We start from the raw sequence: 15,213 nt of genomic DNA on the forward strand, positions 1-15,213 counted from the left end.
TGATCAGCGGCTTGATGTTGCCGGGCCGATCGAGATCCCAGACTTTGTACTGGTACTTTTCGCTGTCGAGATATTCTTCCTTGCCCGGCACGGCCCGCGCCTCAGCAAGTTCGAAGCCTTGATAGATGCCGTAGATGCTCGACAGCAGCGATGCGAGCAGGAAGCGAATCCGGAACCCCGGCACGCCACTCGTCTGCAGAAACTTGGGCAGAATGTCGGGCGTGTTGGGGAAGAAGTTCGGGCGATAATAGGCGCGCATCTCGCCCGACAATTCACGCACATACTCGATCAACTCCGCCTTGGTGTTGCGCCAGGTGAAGTAGGTATAGCTCTGCGTGAAGCCGGCTTTGGCCAGACGCTTCATCATCTTCGGACGCGTGAAAGCTTCGGCGAGGAAGATCACGTCGGGATCGCGCGCCTGCACTTCACGGATCATCCACTCCCAGAACGGCAGCGGCTTGGTGTGCGGATTGTCGACACGAAAGATTTTGACGCCTTCCGACACCCAGAACAGAACCACGTCGCGCAGCGCATTCCACAAGGCCTGCCGGTGCGGCCCGTAGAACTCGACATTGACGATGTCTTCGTACTTCTTCGGCGGATTTTCCGCGTAGCGCATCGATCCGTCGGGCCGCCACTGGAACCAGTCTTTGTGGTCCTTTAGCCAGGGATGATCGGGCGAACACTGGATGGCGAAGTCCAGCGCGACTTCCATACCGTGCTCGCGCACCGCGCTTTGAAACCGCCGGAATGCGTCGATGCCGCCCAGATCGCGATGCACCGCATCGTGCCCGCCTTCGTCGGCACCGATCGCGTACGGACTGCCAGGCTCGTCCGGCCCGGCGGTCAGCGAATTGTTGGCGCCTTTGCGGTTGGTGCGTCCGATCGGATGGATCGGCGTCAGATAGACGACGTCGAATCCATGATCGCGAATCGCCGGCAGACGCGCGATGCAGTCGTCGAAATTCGTGCCGCGTGTCGGGTCATCACCCTGGCTGCGCGGAAAGAATTCGTACCAGGACGCGAATTGCGCCACACGCCGATCGACGGTGATTTCCAGCGTGCGCTCGTAGGCGGTCAGATCGCGCTTGGGCTGGATCGCACGCACCGCATCGCGCAATTCGGGCGACAACAACGACACGCGATTGTCGAGCAGCTTGGTCAGCTGTTCGCGCGCCGGTCCGGTCGCTTCTTGCAGCGCCTTGCCGACAACAAGGTGGCCCTCAGCGAGATCGAGGTCGAGACTTTGCCCCGCCGCCTGCTTCTTCAACGTGTCGCGCCGCCAGCTTTCGAACGCGTCGGTCCAGGCTTCGACGGTGAAGAACCAACGGCCGGGACGATCGACGACGAAGTCGCCGGTCCAACGGTCGTTGTCGTAAGGCAGCAGGCGCGCGAAATGCCAACCCGCCTCCCCGGGGCGGCGATAACGCACGCGCGCTGCAAGCACATCGTGCCCATCGCGCAAAATGTCGGCCCAGACTTCGACCCGGTCGCCGACCGTGTGCTTGACCGGAAAGCGGCCGCCATCCAGCTCGGGCCAGACATTCTCGATCGCGACCCGCGCCAGCGGCGACCAGTCGGGATGGTGCGCGGCAGGCAGCTGCGGCCGCGCTTCGCTGGTACGCGTCGCGCGATCAAGCGCGAAGAGATGAAAACCGTAAGGCGCCAGCGCGATACGCGCACGCGGTTCGATTTCGTCGGCGCCAGGCGTGCAGTCGCGCAACGACTCTTCCGGTGCGTCGACCAGCCGTGCCAAGGCGAACCGGTCGATCTCGATCGTCACGTCGCCGTCGGTGCGCGTGAGAAAGATCGCGCTGTGGCGGCCATCGTCGCTGGTGCGGATCAACGCAACCGCGCCACCGAGATCGACGCGGCGTAACGATCCGTCCTGCTGCAGCGCTGGGATCGACGCAGCGGCACGATTGATGGCGGCAATGTCTTCTGACAGATCGAAGGCAGGCGCTTCGCGCGGCCAAGGTCGCGAACGCACAACGTCGAGCGCGCGGCGGAATCCGAACTCGTACCCGACCGGCAGCATGCCGCCAGTTGAGAAGGCCAAGGTCAGGGCCCAGCGTTGCAGATAGGCGCGCCGGATCAGCGCCGCGTCGGTGAGGCCCAGCTCTTCAGCCAGCCGCGGCGTATCGTGGCTTTCTGGAAAGCCGATCGACGGTGCGATGCGACGCACATGGTCGTGCTGTTCGATCGCCCAGGGTGCGCGCAGATCCCACCACTTCACCGAGTTGAACAGAAAGTCGAACCCTGCCGTCGCCAGCTGGTCGATTTGCTGCATCGTGCAGCCGAGCGTTTCAGCGACGAACAACACGTCGTCGGCCTGGCCGCGCGCAGCTTCGATCAGGCTGCGCCAGGTGCCGGCCGGCAGCTTGTACGCGGCGTTGGCCTGGATCGCGCGGACGCCGGCATCGATCAGGCCGCGCAGATGCGCCTGGGCGACGGACAGACTGTCTGCCCGCCCGACCGCCAGATCTACCATCAACCGCAATCCGTTTGCGGTGGACGCATCGGCAAGGCGCCGCACGGCCGGCAGCAACGGACCGCCGCCGAGCCGCGCATCCAGCTGATCGGATTCCGCCGCGGCCAGCGAACTGACGAACACAGTGTCGAAGCCCATCGCCGCAACGCGCGGCAATTGCGCGATCAGCGCGTCGATGTCACCGATGATCAGCGGAAACAGATCATAGATGCGCGGCGCGGCTTTGCGCGCGCTGTGCGCCGTGGTTGCGGGCGCTGGCGCCGTAACATCCATGGTCATCAGGCGATCTTGACGAGGACCCGGTCGGGCGCACGCGTCCGTTTCAACTGCGCGATGAAACCGTCGAACCAAGCGGCAACGTCGTTGCGGCGCAGGGTCTCGATCATCGAAAGCCAGCGTTCGAGACGCTCGCCGTGCGACATCGACAGCGCACGTTCCAGCGCGCGCGCGGTTGCACCAACGTCGTACGGATTGACCGTCAGCGCGGCATCGAGCTCGCGCGCGGCGCCGGCAAAATGCGACAGGACCAGCACGCCCGGATCGTCGGGATTCTGGGCCGCGACATATTCCTTGGCGACCAGGTTCATGCCATCGCGGAGCGGGGTCACGCAGCACACGCGGCTGGCGCGGAAGAACGCTGCCAGCGCACGCGGGCTGTAGCTTTCATTGACGTAGCGGATCGGCGTCCAGGTCGGCGTCGACCAGCGCGCGTTGATGTCGCCCGCCATACCGGCGAGTTGATTGCGCAGCTGCTGGTAGGCCGGTACGTCGCTGCGCGTCGGTGGCGCAATCTGCAGGAACTGCACCGTGCCCTTGCGTTCGGGATGATCGCTGAGCAGCCGATCGTAGGCAGCAAAGCGCTGCGGCAAGCCTTTGGAGTAATCGAGCCGATCGACACCGATGACGGTGTTGATCTCGGACAGGGCGCGTCGCAACAGCGCGATCGACGGGTTCGTGTCACCGCTGTCGGCCATGCGCGCGTAATCGTCGACATCGATGCCGACCGGGAAGACTGCAAGCCGGATCGAGTTGCCGGCGAATTCCAGCACGTTGGTCTGCTGCGGCGTCGCACCCAGCGACGACACAGCGTAGTCGTGAAACGCTTCGAGATCTTCTTGCGTCTGAAAGCCGATCAGGTCGTAGGACAGCAGCTTCTCAAACAACTGCGTATGTCGCGGCAGGCACTCAATCGACGCGCGCGACGCAAACGGCGTGTGGAAGAAGAAACCGATCGGCTGTTTTACGCCACGCTCGCGCAGATAATGCGCGAGCATCAAAAAATGATAGTCGTGGATCCACAGGATCGAGTTCGCCTGTACGAAGCGCACCAACGCCTCGGCGGTGCGCCGGTTGATCTCGACATAGTCGTCGAAGAACCGGTCTTCGAAGACCATTAGATCGGGACGGTTGTGCATGATCGGCCACAAGGCCGCGTTCGCCATGCCGTTGTAGAAGCCGTCAAACGACGATTGCGGATAATCGATCGTGACGAATTCGGCTTTGTCGGTTTTGACGACCGACGGACGATAGGCGTCGTTCGGATCGGCCACACTCGTCCCACTCCAGCCGAACCACAGTCCGCCTGAACGTTGGATGCCTTGTAGCAAGGCCGCAGCGAGTCCGCCGGGTGCTGCACCTTTCGAAGGTGACGCAACGCGGTTGGAAACGACGATGAGGCTCATCCCCTCGCCCCAATTCAGTATGTGGAATCGTCCGAGTGTCGGCGGCCTTTACGGCTGCCATGGACGTGAACACCCATTTTCAAGCGGCAGTTCCGGGACGCGCCGCTTTTTCGCCGCGTTGCGGCGTGATGCCTTACGACGTCGGAATGTTGTTCGGAACCGGCACGTTGCGCCGTTCGGTGTCTTTGCTCGGATAGATGAAACCGTGCGCCGGATAGATGGCGCCCCAACCTTTGGTCGCGTTGTTCCAGAAACGCGTCTGCGACCAATCATTGTTCGGCGATACGTCCAACACCGGCATCGCGTCATGCACGAGACGACGCGTTGCGTCGTCGCCGCCCCAATTGGAATGCGTCACGCGAATTTCACGCGGGTTCACGATCTGCCGTACCGCCGCGATATGTCCGACGCGCAGACGATCGGTCGCGCGCAGCACGAGCACCGCACCAACTTGCGGCGTCGATCCCCGCATATAGTGTTTCGCTGCCGCTGCGCCCCACCACGTATCGGCATCGCCATAGATCTCGACGCCGGTAATCTCGCGCACGAACGGCACGCACTGAATCGGTGGTGGTAAATGGTTCGAAGCGAGTTGCGGCGGCGCCGATGCGCGTTCACTGGCGCAGCCGCCGAGCGCCAAGGGGCCGGCCAGTACCAGAAGGAGGGCGAAGATTTGTCCGCGCATGGTGAGAGCAAGGGTCTAGCTGATTCGCCCGCAGATTCAGCCGACTTGCTGCGCTTCTGGTTTGTCGAAGCCGGCCCGGACCAATGGTTCGCGTCCGACCCCGCTTTCGACGAGACGCTGCGCCGGAAATTCGGCGCGTTGGTCGAGCAAGCCGCAGCGGGCGCGCTGGATGATTGGGCCAAGGACCGCGAACGCGCCCTGGCGCTGCTGCTATTGCTCGACCAGCTGCCGCGAAATCTATTTCGCGGCACGGCGCGCGCGTTCGCCACCGACGCGAAAGCGCGCGCGGTTGCCACCGTCGCACTCGATCGCGGCTTCGATGCGGACCGACCGGCCGAACAGCGGCTCTTCTTCTATGTGCCGTTCATGCACAGCGAAGATCTGGCCGACCAGGACCGGTCAGTTGCGCTGTTCGCGGCGGCACAGGCCGAGCTGCCGGTGAACTATCCATTCGCCGTTCAGCACCGGGCGATCATCGAACGGTTCGGCCGATTTCCTCACCGCAACGCAGCGCTGGGCCGCCCCTCCACCGAGGAAGAGGCAGCGTTTCTGGCGGGGTTCGCAGGGTTTTAACCTCGGTCACGTGTTTATCGCGGTGCCGAAGCTTGACGGGACTCCGGTCGGTCCGTACAAACATGGGCTAGGTTGTGGGAAAATTTCCCACTGTCTACACGGAACCGGTCACTGCGCCGCGCCGTTGGCGCACCGGAAGGGATCTTCGTCCATGGATATGCTCGAACTCGGAATTGTCGCCTGGCTGCTGCTCACTGCGTGGGGCGCAGTATCGACGCTGCAGACGACCGCGACGCGCGGCGAAAAGATCTTCTGGATGGCCGTCTTGGCCGTGCCGGTTCTGGGATTCTTCGGCTGGTTCATCATGGGCCCCGGATCGAAATCGCTGCCCGGCTTCGAACGCAGCTATTGATCAGCGAATGGTCGGCAGCGCGTAGCCGCGGAAGGCGCGCGCGAATCCCGTCGCGATAAAGATCCCGCCCAAATTGGGCACCAGCGACGCGGCGTAAATTTCCAGCACCGGCATCAAGGTAATGTCGCGCAGACCGTAGACGCCGGCATAGAGCACCCATTGGCCGACGCCGAATCCGGTCAGCTCGATCAGAATGCAGCACAGTCGAATGAACGGTCCCGCATGCAGGATCGGTTCGCCGCGATCGAGGCGCGGCTGCAAACGTTGCACGAGGCGTGCGCGCACTTCGCTCGAAACTGCATAGACGATCGCGCCGACCAGCGAGCCGCCTAAACCGACGAGCAACGTCGGATCGGTGAGATTCATGCAGCCCCTCCATCGTCTTCGGGCGGCTCCTTGCCGCCTCTCACGACTTCGAACTTTGGTGCCTTGGCGGGGATCCCACCGGACGCGCGCAGAATATCACTGACGCGATCGAAAATCTGCCGCGCTGCGGGCATGGGCGGGTCATCCGGTAGAACGTCGGCTGCTTCTTCGAGGCGCGCCAAGACGGTTTGCAATCCATCCGGCCGCATATCTGCGCACAGCCGCAGCGCGACGACGCAAAGCGACAGCAGCGCCAAATTCTGCTGCATCAAACCGTCGGACCGGTCATGCGCCGCAGCCGCTAGTTCACCCAGCTTGGTCGTCTGCCCACCCAGTCGGTCCATCCCGCCCTGGATATCGCCCAGCATCCGGATCAGATCGCCCAGGTCGGTCATCGTCATCCAATCTTGTCGCGGAAAAAATCGAGTGTCCGTGCGCGCGCCAAGCTCGCGGCTTTCGGATTGAAGTCGGCGCGGTCTTCGCAATTGAAACCATGACCGGCGTCGTAGGTGAAGATCGACATCTCGGGATGCGCGCTGCGCACCTTATCGACGTCGCTCATCGGAATGTGCGGATCGTGTTCGCCGTAATGCAGGATCGTGGCCGCGCGCGGCATTTCACCAAGCAGATTGGTTGCGATCAAACGACCGTAATATCCGACTGCGGCATGCACGTTTGGGAACCGCGCCGCAGCAAGCCACGCCAGACCGCCACCCCAGCAGTATCCAACGACGCCAATTCTGCCCGTGCACGACGCGATGGTCGCACCGATGTCGCGTGCTGCACCGTCAAGTCCAACCGCACCAACAAGTTCGCGACCTTTTGCAAAGCCCGCCTGGTCATAGCCCAGCTCGACGTCGCGCTCGGCACGGTCGAACAAGGCCGGTGCGATGGCGATATAACCGTCGGCGGCAAACCCATCGCACACGCGGCGGATATGCGCGTTCACGCCGAAGATTTCCTGCAGCACGACCAGCGTGCCGCGCGCGGTACCGGCCGGGTCGGCGCGATAGGCGGCGAATTTATGCCCGTCATCGGCGGTGAGCGTTTGCTTTGTCATCGATTCAGCTTGGCACAGTCGCGCTTGCGACGCACCATCGCGGCCAAGAAGGACCAATCCAGGGGGCTCATCCGTGATCCGAACAACTGCACTTTGCGCTTTGCTGCTCGCGACGACGGCAGCCGCCGCCAACGCTGCCGACACGCCATTGATTCCGCGCGATGCATTGTTCGGAAATCCGACCAAGGCGCAGGGCCGCATCAGCCCCGATGGCAAATATCTGTCCTGGCTGGCGCCCGTGAACGGCGTGCTGAATGTCTGGGTCGCGCCGATCGACAAGCCCGACCAAGGTGCGGCCGTGACGAAGGACACGGTGCGCGGCATCCGCGCCTATGCGTGGACCTATGACGGCAAGCATCTCGTCTATTTGCAGGACAAGGGCGGCAACGAGAATTTCCACGTCTATAGCGTCGACGTCACCGACAAGAGCGAACGCGACCTGACGCCGTTCGACAATGTGCGCGCGGGCATCGCGGGCGCCAGTCGCAAGATCCGCAACGAGATCCTTGTGACGATGAACAAGCGCGATCCGAAATATCCCGATCTGTTTCGCGTCGACGTCGCCAGCGGCGAGATGAAGCTGGTGGCGGAAAATCCGGGCTTTGGCGGCTTCGTTAGCGGCGAAGATTTTCAAACGCCGCTTGCGGTGAAGACGCTGCCTGCCGGCGCAGAAGAAGTGCTGCGCCGGAAGCCGGACAATAGTTGGGAAACTTGGATCACCTTCGCGCCCGAAGACGTGCGCGTGTCAGGACCGACCGGCCTCAATCGCGCCGGCGATGCGCTGTTCCTGCGCGACAGTCGCGGCCGCGACACCGGCGCGCTGAAGCGGATCGATCTGAAGACGGGTACGGAAAAGATTCTGGCCGAAGATGCGCGCACCGATATCGGCGGCACGATCTCGGATCCGGAAACCGGCGAGCCGGTTGCCTATTCGATCAACTACGATCTGCCGAGCTGGAAAGCGCTCGATCCGAACTACCAAGCGGATCTCGACTTCCTCGCCAAACAGGATCTCGGCGACTGGGGCATTGGCTCGCGCACCGAAGACGGAAAATTGTGGGTGATCGGCGCCGGCACCGACGTGAAGCCGGGCACGACCTATCTCTATGATCGCGACAAGAAGAGCCTGACCAAACTGTTCGACGCGCGGCCCGAACTGGCCAATGCGCCGTTGACGCGCATGCATCCGCTGGTTCTGAAATCGCGCGATGGGCTGAACCTGGTTTCGTATCTCAGCCTGCCGAAAGACAGCGATACGGCGACGCCGGGGAAACCCGCCAAGCCGTTGCCGATGGTTGCGTTCATCCACGGCGGACCGTGGGCGCGCGATGTGCACGGCTATAGCGCGTACCATCAATGGCTCGCCAATCGCGGCTATGCCGTCGTCAGCATCAACTACCGTTCGTCGACCGGCTTTGGCAAAAGCTTCGTCAATGCCGGCGACAAGCAATGGATGCGCACGATGCAGGACGACATCAACGATGTCGTCGCCTGGGCGGTGAAGGAAAATATCGCCGATCCGAAGAAGGTTGCGATCATGGGCGGCAGCTATGGTGGCTACGCCACGCTGGCTGGCATGACGCGCGATCCCGGCGTGTGGGCGTGCGGCGTCGACATTGTCGGCCCGTCGAATCTGGAAACAATGTTCAAGTCGTTCCCACCCTACTGGGCGTCGGGCCTGGTGCAGTTCGCGCGCGCGATCGGCGATCCAGCGACCGAAGAAGGTCGCGCCTTGATGAAAGAACGCTCGCCGCTCTTCATGGTGGACCGGATCAAAAAGCCGCTGCTGATCGGCCAAGGCGCCAATGATCCGCGCGTCGTCAAAGCGGAATCCGATCAGATGGTGGCGGCGATGAAAGCCAAATCCATTCCCGTGACCTACATCCTGTATCCCGACGAAGGCCACGGTTTCGCGCGTCCGCCGAACAACATCTCGTTCAACGCGGTCACCGAAGGATTCTTGAAACGCTGCCTGGGCGGTCGTGCCGAACCAATCACGCCGGCTTCGCTCAAAGGCTCGACGATCCAGGTGCTTGAAGGCGGCGCGCTGATCGAAGGTCTGGATGCAGCGATGAAGGCACAAGCGGCCACGACGCCAGCAGCTCCCAAGAAGTCCTAAGCGCGTAAAAACAAAAGGCCGGCTGCGTCGCTGCAGCCGGCCTTTTCTTTGTGTGCGGATCAGATTTAGACGTTGAAGCGGAAGTGCATCACGTCGCCGTCCTGCACCACGTATTCCTTGCCTTCAACGCGCAGCTTGCCCGCGTCTTTGGCGCCCTGTTCGCCGCCATTGGCGATGAAATCTTCGTAGGCGATGGTTTCGGCTTTGATGAAACCGCGTTCGAAGTCGGTGTGAATCACGCCGGCCGATTCCGGTGCGCGCGCGTTGCGGCGCACGGTCCAGGCGCGGGCTTCTTTCGGGCCGACGGTGAAGAAGGTGATCAGGTCGAGCAGGCCGTAGCCGGCGCGGATCACCTTGTTCAGGCCCGGTTCTTTCAGGCCGAGCGATTCCAGATATTCGCGCTGATCGTCGCCGCTCAGCTGCGCCACTTCGGCTTCGATCGCCGCCGAAATAATCACCGCCGCCGCACCTTCGCTCTTCGCGCGATCGAGCACGCGCTGCGAGAAGGCGTTGCCGGTTGCAGCGTCGCTTTCGGCAACGTTGGCGACGTAGAGAACCGGCTTGCCGGTCAACAGCGCCAGGCGTTTGAAGATCGGCTTCTGTTCCGGCGTCGGCTGGAACATGCGCGCTGGCTTGCCTTCGCGCAGCAGCGCCAGCGCCGGCTCCATGACTTCGAGTTCGGCTTTGGCGTCGCGATCGCCGCCTTTGGCTTTCTTCTGCTGCGACACGACGCGCTTCTCGAGCGAGTCGAGATCGGCGAGCATCAATTCGGTCTCGACCACGTCGGCGTCGCGGATCGGATCGATCGAGCCTTCGACATGGGTGATGTCGGTGTCTTCGAAGCAACGCAGCACGTAGAGCACCGCATCGGTTTCGCGAATGTTGGCAAGAAACTGATTGCCCAACCCTTCGCCCTTCGACGCGCCGCGCACCAGGCCGGCAATGTCGACGAATTCAAGCTGGGTCGGAATGATCGTCGCCGACTTGCCGATGCGCGCCAGATTTTCGAGGCGCGGATCCGGCACCGCGACCCGACCCACGTTGGGTTCGATGGTGCAGAACGGATAGTTCGCCGCCTGCGCCGCTTGCGTCGCGGTGAGCGCGTTGAACAAGGTCGACTTGCCGACATTCGGCAAACCAACGATGCCGCAATTGAATCCCATCGGTCCTACTCCTGGCGCTGCGTCAGTAGAGCAACGCGATTCATAAAGTCTTCGGGGCGGTCGGCGACCAGCAGCCCGATCTCGTCCGCCACCGCATCGAGCAGCGGCGGCAACCAGTCCTGATCGACTTTGGCGAAGTTCTGCAGCACGTAGCCGGTGACACGATCTTTGTGGCCCGGATGACCGATGCCCAATCGCACACGCCAGAAATCGCCGCCCATCGCGCCATCGATCGAACGAATGCCGTTATGGCCGGCAGCACCGCCGCCACGCTTCACGCGCACTTTGCCCGGCACGAGATCAAGCTCGTCATAGAGCACGATCACGTCATCGAGCTGCAGTTTGTAGAAATGCGCCGCTTGCTGCACTGAATCGCCCGAGCGGTTCATGAAAGTCTGCGGCTTGAGCGCGAGAACTTTCTCGCCGTTCAAACGACCTTCGGCAAACAGGCCCTGGAAGCGTTTGCCCCAGGGCCCGAAGCCATGACGCTCGGCGATACGATCGAGCGCCAGAAAGCCGATATTGTGCCGTTGCTTGGCGTGTTCGGGCCCGGGGTTGCCGAGCCCGACCAACAACCGCACGGATTACTTCTTCGCAGCAGGCTTTGCCGCAGCAGCCGGAGCGGCAGCAGCGGGAGCAGCAGCAGCAGAAGCTGCAGCAGCCGAAGCCGCGTCGGCTTCTTCTTCCTTACCGCGCAGCGCTGACGGGGCAGCAACCGTTGCGACGGTGAAGTCGCGATCGGTCGTCGCCTTGATGCCTTCCGGCAGTTTCACGTGGCTGATGTGAATCGAGTCGCCGATTTCGACGCCCGTCAGATCGACGGTGATGAACTCCGGAATCGAATCCACTTTGCAGAGGAATTCGACTTCGTGGCGCACGATGTTCAGCGTACCACCGCGCTTCAGACCCGGCGACGCCGTGTCGTTCACGAACTTCACCGGCACGTCGATGCGGATCATCGTGTCGCCGGTGACGCGCAGGAAATCGACATGCGTCGGACGATCGGTCAGCGGATGCAGCTGCAGATCGCGGGCAAGAACGCGGTGCTTGGCGCCGTCGAGCTGCAGCTCGAAGACGTGGGTGAAGAAGCCAGCGCCGTGGGCGTGCTTGCCCAATTCGCGGTCTTCAACTTCGATCAGGACCGGCGGCTCTTTGCCGCCATAGATCACGCCAGGCACGCGGTTATTACGCCGCGTCGCCCGGGCAACCCCCTTGCCGGCCCGGTCTCGCGGCAGAACCGCGATCGACAAATTCTGAGACATTCCAACTCTCCAAAGCAGAAACGACCGCCAGGCCTCCAGGGGTGCCTGCGGTGAAGCCGGGGTTTATGGCGAAAACCCCCTACAGAGTCAAAGAATCAGAGGCCGCAGGCGGCGCTTTTCTTATCGCTGAACGATAAGATCAGTCGAACAGGCTGGAGACTGAGCGTTCTTCCGAGATGCGGCGGATCGCTTCGGCGATCAGCGGGGCCACGGTCAGCTGTTTGATGTTCGGGGCGTTGGCCACCGCCTCGGTCGCCTGGATCGAATCCGTGGTGACCAGCCGGGCCAGCGGCGAGGCGGTGACGCGGGCGACCGCACCGCCCGACAACACGCCGTGCGTCGTATAGGCGGCGACCGACAAGGCCCCGGCCTGGCTCAGCGCCACCGCGGCGTTGCACAAGGTGCCTGCCGAATCGACGATGTCGTCGACTAGCACGCAGTGGCGGCCTTCGACTTCACCGATGATGTTCATCACTTCGCTGACGCCGGCACGTTCGCGGCGCTTGTCGATGATGGCGAGATCGGCGTCGAGACGCTTGGCCATCGAACGCGCGCGCACCACGCCGCCGACGTCGGGCGACACCATCACCAGACGTTCGCCGGCGCCGACATGTTTGCGGATGTCGTCGGCGAACACCGGCGCTGCAACGAGATTGTCGACCGGAATGTCGAAGAAGCCTTGGATCTGGCCCGCGTGCAGATCCATCGTCAGCACGCGACCGGTGCCCGCGGTGGTGATCAAATTCGCCACCAGCTTGGCCGAGATGGGCGTGCGCGGGCCGGTTTTCCGATCCTGTCGCGCATAGCCGTAATAGGGCAGCACCGCGGTAATGCGCTTGGCCGACCCGCGACGCAGCGCGTCGACCGTGACCAGCAGCTCCATCAAATTGTCGTTGGCCGGAAATGAGGTCGACTGAATGACGAAGACGTCTTCGCCGCGCACGTTCTCGAGGATTTCGACGAAGATCTCGTTGTCGGCAAAGCGCTGGATATGCGCCTTGGTCAGCGGCAGCCCCAACTCGCGCGCAATTGCCTCGGCCAATGGACGGTTCGAGTTACAGGCGAGGATTTTCATGGGGCGGTCGGCTCTCGAACTGGGTCAGCTCTCATAGAGGCGGGGCGCCGGGTCGGCAACGGACCTGAATCGCATTTGGCCCATGCAGCCTGCGCTGCGGGGTGGCCCATGCAGCCTGCGCTGCGGGGTGGCCCATGCAGCCTGCGCTGCGGGGTGACCTATGCAGGCAGCAGCGTGATCGCCGAGATCTGGCGGCCGTAATCCGGCTCGCCAGCCAAGCAGGTTCGCCGGTACGAGAAGAATCGGGCCGGATCCGACGCCGTATCGGCCTCGACCCGTTCGATTCGGCCAATCCCCGACGCCACCAGCCGCGCCGTAACATAGGCCGGCAGATCGAAGTGCGACCGGTCGCCGGCGCCCGCGACAAAGAACCGGTCATTGTCGGCATCGTCGCCGACCAGGGCGGCGCGGAATTCGGGACCGACCTCGTAGCTCGCTTGCGAAATGCAGGGGCCGATCGCTGCGGCGATGTTCCGTCGCGTCGCGCCCAACGCTTCCATGCCAACGATCGCCGATTCGAGCACACCTGCACGCGCACCTTTCCAGCCCGCATGCGCGGCGCCGATGACGCGCGCTTGCGTGTCGGCGAACAGAACCGGCGTGCAATCGGCGGTCAGAATGCCGAGCGCCAGTCCCGTCACGTTGGTCACGCATGCGTCGGCGCGCGGTGCGTCGGCGCGAGTCCAGGGACGTTCGACCTGCACGCAGTCGGCACCGTGCACCTGGTACATCGTGACGAGTTGCGTGACGCCGACGCCCAACGTGGTGGTGACGCGCATCCGGTTCATCGCGACTGCGTCGGGCGCATCGTTCGAGCCCGGCCCGCAATTCAGCGATTCATAAATTCCCGTGCTGCTGCCGCCTTGCCGGGTGAAGAAGCCATGCGCGATTCCGACTGTCGGAAAACACGACGCTTGGATGGGAATCAGTTCGGGCTGCACGGAAGAAATGTAGACGGTTCAGGAACTTCACTCAAATGGCGAGGTTTTCGCATCCGAGTTGTCAGACACCCGAACGGGGGAGCAATGCAGGAGGCTATAACGATATGGCGAACAGCCAGATGCAGCACAGCGGACGTGGCCAGGTGAAACATCCCGAGACGGATGGGCGTCTGCGTGAAAATCGCGGCACGGCTCGCGCGCCAATGCGCGAGAACGTCATGCCCGGCGGACAGGGACGCGTCAAAGATCCGTCGACCGACGGACGATTGAAGCAAAACCGGCAACGACACTAATCAACCGGATTCGAACGTTGAATTGGCGGGAGTTCCGGCCTCCTCCCGCTGGTCATTCGACGGTTTCGACTCCGCATTCTTCGAATCCACACGGCACCAGCCCGTCCGTTCCGATTGCGATTGCACGGAACAGCACACCCATCCCGTCGTCCGAGACCAACCGCGTCAAACCGGACGCCAGCGTTTTCGCTTGTGTGTCGGTCGCACGTTCGCACAGCGCGTCGAAGCGCGCGGTGATACCCAGCCGTTGCAGCAATTCACCTTGGCCCAACGGCCCGTGCGCAACCGCGCCCGACTCGCGCGCGACGCGTGCAAGCGCGGTGAAATCGACATGCGCAGTGAGATCGCTTTCGCCTGGATCGACCAGAACATCGGCCCGCGCGTGACCGCGCACTGCTTGCAACGTATCGCCGACACCGCCGGCATAATCGATCACCAGCGCACAGCCGGTACGCGCCGCGATGCGCGACGCAATCGCACCCATCAACGATAACGACGCCGGCGACAGTTCAAACACGCTTCCGTCGGGCGCATCGGAAGGTGCGATACCGGCAGCAAGCGGTGAACGTCCCGGCGCCAGCACGAAGCGAAAGCCGGCCCCGTTTTCGTCGAGTCCAACCAACCGTTCGTGCCACGCACCATCGACGCGCACGAATTGCCGGATGGGCAGCGCGTCGAACAATTCGTTGGCGATCAGCAGCAACGGTGCGTCGTCGGGTACGGTGTCAAAGCTTTGATGCCAACGCGGCCCGTAGCGGTCGAGCCGTTGCGCCTGCGCCGCGCGAAGCGTCGGGCTGGTTTCCACCAGATGCAGGTCGACGGCGGCGGCAAAGTCCGGCGCCGCTTTGGCGACGCGCAACAGATCCTGCAACAGCGTGCCGCGCCCAGGACCAAGCTCAACCAAATGAGCGCGCGACGGTGCGCCCATCCGTTGCCAGGTTTCGATCGCCCAGACCGCCAAGGATTCGCCGAATAGCTGGCTGATCTCGGGTGCCGTGGTGAAATCGCCGCGCGCACCCAGCGGATCGCGCGTCACGTAATAGCCGTGCGCGGGATGGCCCAACGCTTCGGCCATGAAGACCGCGACCGGGATCGGCCCTGACAATTCGATGCGCCGCGCGAGCAGGCGGCCCAGCGGAGTCACGTGACGC

The 15,213-nt window shown here is 63.1% G+C and carries 15 protein-coding genes and 1 pseudogene; 4 read left to right on the top strand and 12 right to left on the bottom strand.

What is annotated here, in order from left to right:
- Window positions 1-418 precede the first annotated feature (418 nt).
- The 3 genes and pseudogenes from TMPK1_RS13300 to TMPK1_RS13310 form a co-directional block, all read right to left on the bottom strand.
- Window positions 419-2,770 (bottom strand): annotated as a pseudogene (locus TMPK1_RS13300) (maltotransferase domain-containing protein); the annotation flags it as partial.
- Complete coding sequence (locus TMPK1_RS13305) at window positions 2,770-4,173, bottom strand: alpha,alpha-trehalose-phosphate synthase (UDP-forming) (RefSeq protein ID WP_420243502.1); 1,404 nt, start codon at window positions 4,171-4,173, stop codon at window positions 2,770-2,772. The pseudogene TMPK1_RS13300 and the gene TMPK1_RS13305, both read right to left, overlap by 1 nt.
- Before the next feature lie 133 nt (window positions 4,174-4,306).
- Window positions 4,307-4,858: a CHAP domain-containing protein gene (locus tag TMPK1_RS13310; protein WP_420243503.1), complete on the bottom strand. Its 552-nt coding sequence runs from the start codon at window positions 4,856-4,858 to the stop codon at window positions 4,307-4,309.
- Between the two features lie 45 nt (window positions 4,859-4,903).
- Here TMPK1_RS13310 and TMPK1_RS13315 point away from each other — a divergent pair, with 45 nt between their 5' ends.
- Complete coding sequence (locus TMPK1_RS13315) at window positions 4,904-5,431, top strand: DUF924 family protein (RefSeq protein ID WP_420243504.1); 528 nt, start codon at window positions 4,904-4,906, stop codon at window positions 5,429-5,431.
- Window positions 5,432-5,582: 151 nt separating this feature from the next.
- Window positions 5,583-5,783 carry a PLDc N-terminal domain-containing protein gene (locus TMPK1_RS13320; protein ID WP_420243505.1) on the top strand — a complete coding sequence of 67 codons (201 nt, stop codon included), beginning with the start codon at window positions 5,583-5,585 and terminating at the stop codon, window positions 5,781-5,783.
- Here the strand turns inward: TMPK1_RS13320 and TMPK1_RS13325 are convergent, their stop codons facing one another.
- The 3 genes from TMPK1_RS13325 to TMPK1_RS13335 are packed head-to-tail and all read right to left on the bottom strand — an operon-like array spanning window position 5,784 to window position 7,209.
- A complete protein-coding gene (locus tag TMPK1_RS13325; RefSeq protein WP_420243506.1) occupies window positions 5,784-6,149 on the bottom strand; it encodes a hypothetical protein in 366 nt (121 codons plus the stop codon). It lies immediately after the preceding gene.
- Window positions 6,146-6,544: a hypothetical protein gene (locus TMPK1_RS13330; RefSeq protein ID WP_420243507.1), complete on the bottom strand. Its 399-nt coding sequence runs from the start codon at window positions 6,542-6,544 to the stop codon at window positions 6,146-6,148. The genes TMPK1_RS13325 and TMPK1_RS13330 overlap by 4 nt, the downstream gene beginning before the upstream one ends.
- Window positions 6,545-6,546: 2 nt before the next feature.
- Window positions 6,547-7,209 (bottom strand): dienelactone hydrolase family protein, encoded by a 663-nt coding sequence (locus tag TMPK1_RS13335; protein WP_420243508.1) that lies wholly within the window; start codon window positions 7,207-7,209, stop codon window positions 6,547-6,549.
- Between the two features lie 73 nt (window positions 7,210-7,282).
- Between TMPK1_RS13335 and TMPK1_RS13340 the strand changes: the two genes are divergently transcribed.
- Entirely contained in the window at window positions 7,283-9,328 is a 2,046-nt protein-coding gene (locus TMPK1_RS13340) for a S9 family peptidase (protein WP_420243509.1), read from the top strand.
- A 65-nt stretch (window positions 9,329-9,393) separates the two neighbouring features.
- Here TMPK1_RS13340 and ychF read toward each other — a convergent pair whose 3' ends face one another.
- The 5 genes from ychF to pgeF all read right to left on the bottom strand — a co-directional run bounded on the left by ychF (window position 9,394) and on the right by pgeF (window position 13,769).
- Window positions 9,394-10,491, bottom strand: a complete 1,098-nt coding sequence (gene ychF / locus TMPK1_RS13345) for a redox-regulated ATPase YchF (RefSeq protein ID WP_420243510.1) — start codon at window positions 10,489-10,491, stop codon at window positions 9,394-9,396.
- Window positions 10,492-10,496: 5 nt separating this feature from the next.
- The gene (gene pth, locus TMPK1_RS13350) at window positions 10,497-11,072 is read right to left on the bottom strand and encodes an aminoacyl-tRNA hydrolase (RefSeq protein WP_420243511.1); all 576 of its coding nucleotides are present in this window, start codon (window positions 11,070-11,072) and stop codon (window positions 10,497-10,499) included.
- 3 nt (window positions 11,073-11,075) lie between these two features.
- Window positions 11,076-11,753: a 50S ribosomal protein L25/general stress protein Ctc gene (locus TMPK1_RS13355; RefSeq protein WP_420243512.1), complete on the bottom strand. Its 678-nt coding sequence runs from the start codon at window positions 11,751-11,753 to the stop codon at window positions 11,076-11,078.
- A gap of 139 nt (window positions 11,754-11,892) precedes the next feature.
- Window positions 11,893-12,828 (bottom strand): ribose-phosphate pyrophosphokinase, encoded by a 936-nt coding sequence (locus TMPK1_RS13360; protein WP_420243513.1) that lies wholly within the window; start codon window positions 12,826-12,828, stop codon window positions 11,893-11,895.
- A 158-nt stretch (window positions 12,829-12,986) separates the two neighbouring features.
- Complete coding sequence (gene pgeF, locus TMPK1_RS13365; protein WP_420243514.1) at window positions 12,987-13,769, bottom strand: peptidoglycan editing factor PgeF; 783 nt, start codon at window positions 13,767-13,769, stop codon at window positions 12,987-12,989.
- Between the two features lie 104 nt (window positions 13,770-13,873).
- On the opposite strand from pgeF, the gene TMPK1_RS13370 reads away from it, so the two are divergent.
- Window positions 13,874-14,062 (top strand): hypothetical protein, encoded by a 189-nt coding sequence (locus TMPK1_RS13370; RefSeq protein WP_420243515.1) that lies wholly within the window; start codon window positions 13,874-13,876, stop codon window positions 14,060-14,062.
- Window positions 14,063-14,114: 52 nt separating this feature from the next.
- On the opposite strand, the gene TMPK1_RS13375 is transcribed toward TMPK1_RS13370, so the two are convergent.
- A complete protein-coding gene (locus TMPK1_RS13375; RefSeq protein WP_420243516.1) occupies window positions 14,115-15,206 on the bottom strand; it encodes a class I SAM-dependent methyltransferase in 1,092 nt (363 codons plus the stop codon).
- Window positions 15,207-15,213: the final 7 nt, after the last annotated feature.

Source organism: Roseiterribacter gracilis, assembly GCA_018332375.1.
Taxonomy (GTDB): Bacteria; Pseudomonadota; Alphaproteobacteria; order BOG-932; family Roseiterribacteraceae; genus Roseiterribacter; species Roseiterribacter gracilis.